The following is a 6,296-nucleotide window of genomic DNA, read 5'->3' as shown; positions in this document are numbered from 1 at the left end:
GCTCTTCTTTTTGTTGGTATATAAAAATTAATCTGGGAGCTTTTCAAGCCATGCTTTTAACCAAGGCTCTGTCACTGGCCAAGGCTCAAAATCTTCACACGCGTCAATTTCTAAACGGTTACCGACAGGTTTTGCTTGTAAATCACGTAATAGTTCATCAAAACTTCTACCTGCACCGCAAAAAGTATCACCATAGCTTCTGTCGCCCATAGCCACCACTCCAAATGGCTTATCTGTAAGCATAGGAAAACTGCTATTAAGCGCATAATATAAGCCAGCTAGGTTACTTGGCACGTCACCCTGGCCTGTCGTTGAGGTAACAATTAATATGTTTGATGCGTTTTTAATATCGTCAAGCGAAGCCTCTGTGATGACCGCTGCGCTATGACCCGCCTGCTCAATAGTTGCAGCTATATCATCACTTAAACATTCAGCACCACCATTTACAGTGCCCACAAAAATACTAATATGTGCCATTAATAATCCTTCTCTTCGTTTGGCCAACCAAGTTGCTCACAAATCTGTAGCATATCATGACCTAGTGGCGCTTTTATCGTAATTGCTTTGTTGGTATAAGGGTGCACAAAACTCAGCTCAGTTGCAAACAGCATTAAGCGTCGTAATTCAAAATGATCCCTAAAAAATTGGTTATGTTGATTGTCGCCATGATTAACATCACCAATTATTGGTAATGATAAATGTTTTAAATGCCGGCGAATCTGATGCTTGCGCCCTGTTTTAGGAAAACACTCAACTAATGAGTACCTAACCGTTGGGTATTTGCCTATTGGAATAGGTAATGCAGCTTGATACAAACAATTAAACTGAGTTTGCGCCTCTTGAGGTGCTTTATTTTGATTTGCAAATTTATCGGCAATTTTATCAAGCTCTTCTTTTAAAGGCTTATCTAAAAAAACCGAATCAGGGGCAAATCCGCGCACTAGAGCTAAATATCGCTTAGCAATAGTACCTTCAATGAATAACTGATTCATATCGCGCGCGGCTTCAGAGCTTAAAGCAAATAGCAGCACACCTGACGTAGGTCTATCTAGCCTATGTACTGGAAAAACGTGCTGCCCTAACTGATCGCGCAACATTTGCATAGCAAATTGAGTTTCATGTTTATCTAAAAAGGAGCGATGTACCAATAGCCCTGACGGTTTATTAATGGCTACAAAGTTTTCGTCTTGATACAAAATGTCGAGTTCGCCGTATTCAGTAGGCGCTAGGCGCTCACTCATGCGGTTCTCCTAATAGTGCATCTAGCTGTGTCAGCACCTCTATAATTTCATTTCCACCTGATTTATTAATCAAGGTCATTTGCGCCATGGGAGCAATTGCAAAGTTTCGCGGTAATGGTTGATTATAAGTGATCAAATGCTGCATTTTTTCAATAAAGACAAACTGTAGCCACTGCTCAAACGCCATCGAATCGTGACAAAAGGGAACACTAGAATTTAGTGCTTCTGCTGAAATTGGCTCACATTGCCAAAGTTGATGCTTTTGTAATAGCGCTTTTAATTGCACTAGATAAGCTTGGGTCTGTTGGAACATAACCACCCTCTTTATAAGTTATGCAGCAATTATACCCTGTTCCCACAAAGCTCGCTATGGCGTATAATTAGCGCAATTTTGCAGTTAAAAACGACCGGGAAAACAATGAGTGATCAAATAGCAACCTTAGGCCAACTTTTAGATGGTGCAGGCACGCAATGGCGGGCTTTTGATATTGGCAGGCACATTACTAAACTCGATAAACAACAGTTTTTAGCTATTGAACAAGCCCAAGTACCTTACCCTTATCCGCTGGCTGGTCATGCGTGGATAGCAATTCAGTTCTGGGATGCCAAAGCGAGCAAAGAACCCTATGTGTGGTTTTTAAAATTTCCGCTAGATGAGCAAAGTAAATTAGTTAGTGCAAGTCGTGATCACTTTGCCGATATGGTTATTCAAGCTCTTGGCACTGAAATTACAGGTGAAAAAGCAGATGGCAAGCTTGATAACAATCCTTATGTGTTTACGCCTAATGCAAATAAACTGGCTGCATTTAACGCGCAAGTTAAAGTGTTACTAAAGCAACCTGCTTCACAATATTACGAATACGCTCAGCTATATTTTAGTGCAAAGTTAGGCTTTGATAATTGGCAAAGTGTGGCACTACAAGGCATTGCTGATTTTGCGCTGCGCCTAGATAACGATCAAAACTTAAGTAACTTACAAAAAGCCTGGGCGCATTTACCCCTTGAAGTATTGCAGCCACTAAGTGCAATGCTTGAACATGTTGCAATACCACCAACACTGAGTGAGCTTTTACTCGCGCAGGGTCAAACAGCTATTAATAATAGTGATACGATAGCGTTAACCGCTGCACTACGCTCAATGTCTAAAGGTCAGGCACAAGGTTTGTGCGCGCAGCTTGTTGATGCAACATTGAATTCAGCTCTTAAAAGCGACTCTGACGTACTTTTAACAATTGCTGGGCGTTGTTTTGTTCAGTTAGAAGACCCTGAACGATTGCATATATTTATGGATAATTGTGCTCAACATCAAAAAATAGAGGCGCTTTTTCCAAGTATTTTTGCTGACTTAGTTGCAATACCGACCATTCGACCTCACCTATTAGGTTTATTACGAAAAGAAGATCGAAGCGAGGCCCTCGCTCGTGCAATTGGAAGGTTATTCTCTTAAATGGCAAGTTTATGGACGTTTATATTAATTGGTAGTGTTATTTATTTGTTTTGGCTAAATAGAAAAGTCGCCGAAGCGGCTAATGTTCATGCTAAACGTCAATGTGAGCAATTAAATGTGCAACTTATGAGTGTTGCGTGCACTAAGCGCCGTTTTGGTTTTCTAAAAAGTAGTAAACCGGGAATAAAAAGTGAATTTTCATTTGAGTTTTCAAGTGACGGTGAAAATGCGTATCAGGGAATGCTTATTATGGAAAATGAGTTTTTAAAAAGTGTTGTCGTTCCACCACACAAAATCTAAGTGCTCTTATGCTTTTAATGTATAAAATTATTGCAATTGTGTAGTACAAAAAACTAAGGCGTAACTAAAGTTACGCCCCAATTGGACTGCTTCCTGCTAGATATCCACTATCTATAATCCGTTTTTTCATCCCCTGAACGAGTAAACAACCTTGTTTACCCTCACATTGCCTCATGCAATATCCATCGCCACCTTGGCAAACCCGCGTAAACTAACGCTTGGCTAAATCTATAGCATCATCCATGTTAATCCTTTGAAGTAGCGCCCTGCCACTTTGTGCTTCCTGCGTTGTCCCTTTGCTTTCCAAGCATTCACGTGCAACCTAGTACGTGGCTGCGTCCTGCAGCTTTAATCCTTTATATCCTTGAAGTAGCTCCTGCCACTTAGTGCGTCTTGCACTTCCTATTCATCCTTGCTGTCCTTGTTAACTTGTCCTTTTTGCATCCTGCTAGCATCTGCTATTTTGCCTATTCCTTATCCATGGCAGTAGCTTATTCATTAAGCTATGTCTTCTTGACAAGGTAAAGTTTAGAGTAAACGAGAGGAGGAAGTAGTATGTGAGACAAAATAATTCTTTGTCATAAAAATTAAAAATCAATAAATTAATATTAAACATGCACTTAAATGAAAAAAGGCGACCAATTGGCCACCTTTAACTGATTACTCTCACGTTAATGTAAGATATATCGCACGGACACATGTCCGTTTGGGCGCATTAACTTACACACTATAAGTTACGTTTTTAACCCAATGCATTTTTAAATAGTAACTCACCAGCAACTTGGTTAAACGTAAGCTGTTTAAAAGTCAGAAACCCTTCAGATTTAAAAAGTTCTGTATGCTCACTACGCGTTACAAATACTGCCAATCCAGAAGACTCACTATTTGCCTTTACCAGCTCATCAAGCCCTCTGAGTAAATACCGACCAAACCCTTGACCATGAAAATGAGGATCTACTGCAATAAAAGCTAAAAAGTAATAACGGCCTTTTTCTTTTAGTGTATCTCTAATAGTTTGTTCTTTTTCTATTAACTGGTTAGTTTGTAAGTAACCCGCACTCAGCATTAATTTTAAGCGCCAATGCCAATAACGCTGAGCTTGAAGTTGACTTAAAGAATCAAACATACAGGCTACTGCTTTTAATTTGCCACTGCGATAAAGCCCTATTAGTGGTTGCTTTTCTTGCCAAAAACTACTGAGTTCTTCACGTATTAATGCACGTAACTTTTTCTCGTAAACGGCTTTATTTTTTCCATCATAACCTAGCATTGTTTTTAGTACAGGGTCATCATGGTATGCCTGATAAATTAAACTTGCGGCAGTGCTTATATCTTCTGCTTCAATGTATTGTACGCTGAACGTTTCTTCTTGTGCGGTTATACTCATTGTATGTCCTTTATTGTTTTAGCCGTAAATATAATCAGAGCTCAAATACTAAAGCTATACGCGAATAACTGCATTTACGAGTATATTTAATCTAAGAACTGGATATTACGCCGTATTGCCCGCTTAAAGAGAGAAATAATATCAAAGTGTTATTTATTTTTACTATCCTTTATAAAGCGCTAACAGCGGTTTAGGCAATTTATTATTCAGAACTTAACTTTACTATATACCTAAAGTAATTAACCGACAATTCAGCTTGAGTTTAGCTAGCACAATGTATTGTTGGGCCTTAAGGTAATTTATTGTTTATTTAAAGGAGTCGTAACATGGATACTACAAAACACGATATTCATACATTATTTGCACAACTTGGTTTACCAAATTCAGAATCTCAAATAGATCAATTTATTGCTTCACATGAGTTAAAAGACACAACACTGCTTCAAGATGCAGCATTTTGGGATGAAGCACAGCAACACTTTTTAGCGGAATCGCTTGCTGAGGATGGCGCCTGGAGTGAAGTGATTGATGAGTTAGATGTTCGTCTTCGCCAAGGCAAATAGCATTATTTAGCTAGATAGCTATGTTAAAGCCTTCAAAATTACTAATCCATGACGATGTTTAATGGAGCAGGGCCAATTTACTGATCGATTTTTGACTTGTCTCAGGCATATTTACGCAAGTTAGCGTTGAGGTAAGTTATTAGAAATGAGTTTTTAACCTAAGTATTAGGTTATTTAATGTAGCATACCCATTTTATTGCTACCATAGCACCCGCGCAGCATGTGTATGTTGCGCTTTATTTAATTTAAGAGTTATAAATATAATGAATTCAGTTGTATTTGATGCAATTCAAGTCCTTTTAGATGAAGGCAAAACACCCACAGTCGCATTAACTAAAAGTCGCTTAGCGCAACCGGTTCCAATGCCAATGATTATTGCAGCTGTGAGCCAATACAAAAATAACCCGGATTCTATAAATAACTTTATTAAAACTTCCCAGCAGCCAGAAAACGCTGAGCTAAAAGCAAGCCAACTAGACAGAATTGAGCAAAAACTTGATCAATTACTTGCACTGCTAGAACAAAAATAATTTGAGACCATAAATGTTTGTTGTTGATTTAACATTTGATTGCTACCAAGACACCACCCTAGAACAAGCCGAACAAGCCATAAACCGCTTAGTAAATGCGCTTCGCTTTAATGGCCAAATAATGGGGGAAGAGTTCCCCACCGTTTTAAAAGACGGCTTTTTCATAACCCGTGTTATGTGCCCAACTGAAGACGCTATGCATCCACTAAATAATAGCCCTTTTGTTAAACACAGCATTGAAAAACTCCATAACGCTGGTTTATTGGCTCCCAAAGTAAAAGTGATTGGCCAAGATATTCACTCTAATGGAGCGGATTGCTGCACTGAGCCGTCAAGTTACATTTTATATACTACTTATGTGCATACCTGTAGCCCTCTTTATTGTGGCGACGACTTTTTACCTGTGCCTCTATTTCGCATCCCTGCTATTGCCAATGGTGATTACAAAACGCTAATTAAGTGGCAAGAAGATTGGCAAGCATGCGATCAAATACAAATTAATGGCGCAACACGCTGTGAGTTTCCTGCCCTTGAGGAAATATCCAGTACTAAAAGTGATTTATATCGCCGCGGAAAAGACATCACCAAACGCATTAGTTTTTTAACTAAAAAACCGGTTTACTACTACTTATATCGAGTTGGTGGTGTGGATAAAGCCTCTGAGCTTGAGCGTAAATGTCCAAGCTGTAATAGCGATTGGAAACTAGATGAACCTTGGTTTGGGCTATTTGATTTTAGGTGTGAACCGTGTGGTTTAGTCTCTAATGTGTCGTGGGATTTTCAATAGCCTCTCTAATGACTTTTTAAAATCAGCTCAGCGATCTTGCT

9 protein-coding genes are annotated in these 6,296 nt (G+C 39.1%); 5 read left to right on the top strand and 4 right to left on the bottom strand.

Annotated elements, in window-relative coordinates:
* Positions 1 to 27 precede the first annotated feature (27 nt).
* Genes P20480_RS09990 through P20480_RS10000 form a run of 3 tightly spaced genes read right to left on the bottom strand, consistent with a single transcriptional unit; the run spans position 28 to position 1,554 of the window.
* Positions 28 to 477: a flavodoxin gene (locus P20480_RS09990; RefSeq protein ID WP_008129327.1), complete on the bottom strand. Its 450-nt coding sequence runs from the start codon at positions 475 to 477 to the stop codon at positions 28 to 30.
* Complete coding sequence (gene truC / locus P20480_RS09995) at positions 477 to 1,241, bottom strand: tRNA pseudouridine(65) synthase TruC (protein WP_008129326.1); 765 nt, start codon at positions 1,239 to 1,241, stop codon at positions 477 to 479. The genes P20480_RS09990 and truC overlap by 1 nt, the downstream gene beginning before the upstream one ends.
* Positions 1,234 to 1,554, bottom strand: a complete 321-nt coding sequence (locus P20480_RS10000) for a YqcC family protein (protein ID WP_033025393.1) — start codon at positions 1,552 to 1,554, stop codon at positions 1,234 to 1,236. The genes truC and P20480_RS10000 overlap by 8 nt, the downstream gene beginning before the upstream one ends.
* A gap of 105 nt (positions 1,555 to 1,659) precedes the next feature.
* On the opposite strand from P20480_RS10000, the gene P20480_RS10005 reads away from it, so the two are divergent.
* Positions 1,660 to 2,688 carry a DUF3549 family protein gene (locus tag P20480_RS10005; RefSeq protein ID WP_008129324.1) on the top strand — a complete coding sequence of 343 codons (1,029 nt, stop codon included), beginning with the start codon at positions 1,660 to 1,662 and terminating at the stop codon, positions 2,686 to 2,688.
* Positions 2,689 to 2,988: a DUF3301 domain-containing protein gene (locus P20480_RS10010; RefSeq protein ID WP_008129323.1), complete on the top strand. Its 300-nt coding sequence runs from the start codon at positions 2,689 to 2,691 to the stop codon at positions 2,986 to 2,988. It begins immediately after the preceding gene.
* Between the two features lie 742 nt (positions 2,989 to 3,730).
* Here P20480_RS10010 and P20480_RS10015 read toward each other — a convergent pair.
* The gene (locus tag P20480_RS10015; protein ID WP_008129322.1) at positions 3,731 to 4,375 is read right to left on the bottom strand and encodes a GNAT family N-acetyltransferase; all 645 of its coding nucleotides are present in this window, start codon (positions 4,373 to 4,375) and stop codon (positions 3,731 to 3,733) included.
* 326 nt (positions 4,376 to 4,701) lie between these two features.
* Between P20480_RS10015 and P20480_RS10020 the strand changes: the two genes are divergently transcribed.
* The 3 genes from P20480_RS10020 (at position 4,702) to P20480_RS10030 (ending at position 6,255) form a co-directional block, all read left to right on the top strand.
* Positions 4,702 to 4,938 carry a DUF2789 domain-containing protein gene (locus P20480_RS10020; RefSeq protein ID WP_006794061.1) on the top strand — a complete coding sequence of 79 codons (237 nt, stop codon included), beginning with the start codon at positions 4,702 to 4,704 and terminating at the stop codon, positions 4,936 to 4,938.
* 263 nt (positions 4,939 to 5,201) lie between these two features.
* Positions 5,202 to 5,468 carry a hypothetical protein gene (locus tag P20480_RS10025; RefSeq protein ID WP_006794062.1) on the top strand — a complete coding sequence of 89 codons (267 nt, stop codon included), beginning with the start codon at positions 5,202 to 5,204 and terminating at the stop codon, positions 5,466 to 5,468.
* A gap of 13 nt (positions 5,469 to 5,481) precedes the next feature.
* Positions 5,482 to 6,255 (top strand): Zn-ribbon-containing protein, encoded by a 774-nt coding sequence (locus P20480_RS10030; RefSeq protein WP_006794063.1) that lies wholly within the window; start codon positions 5,482 to 5,484, stop codon positions 6,253 to 6,255.
* The last annotated feature ends 41 nt before the right edge of the window (positions 6,256 to 6,296 follow it).

It is taken from the genome of Pseudoalteromonas sp. BSi20480 (assembly GCF_000241365.1).
In the GTDB taxonomy this organism is placed as follows: domain Bacteria; phylum Pseudomonadota; class Gammaproteobacteria; order Enterobacterales; family Alteromonadaceae; genus Pseudoalteromonas; species Pseudoalteromonas marina.
Note: the sequence above shows the minus strand (reverse complement) of the source record. Positions and strands in the feature narration are given on the sequence as shown.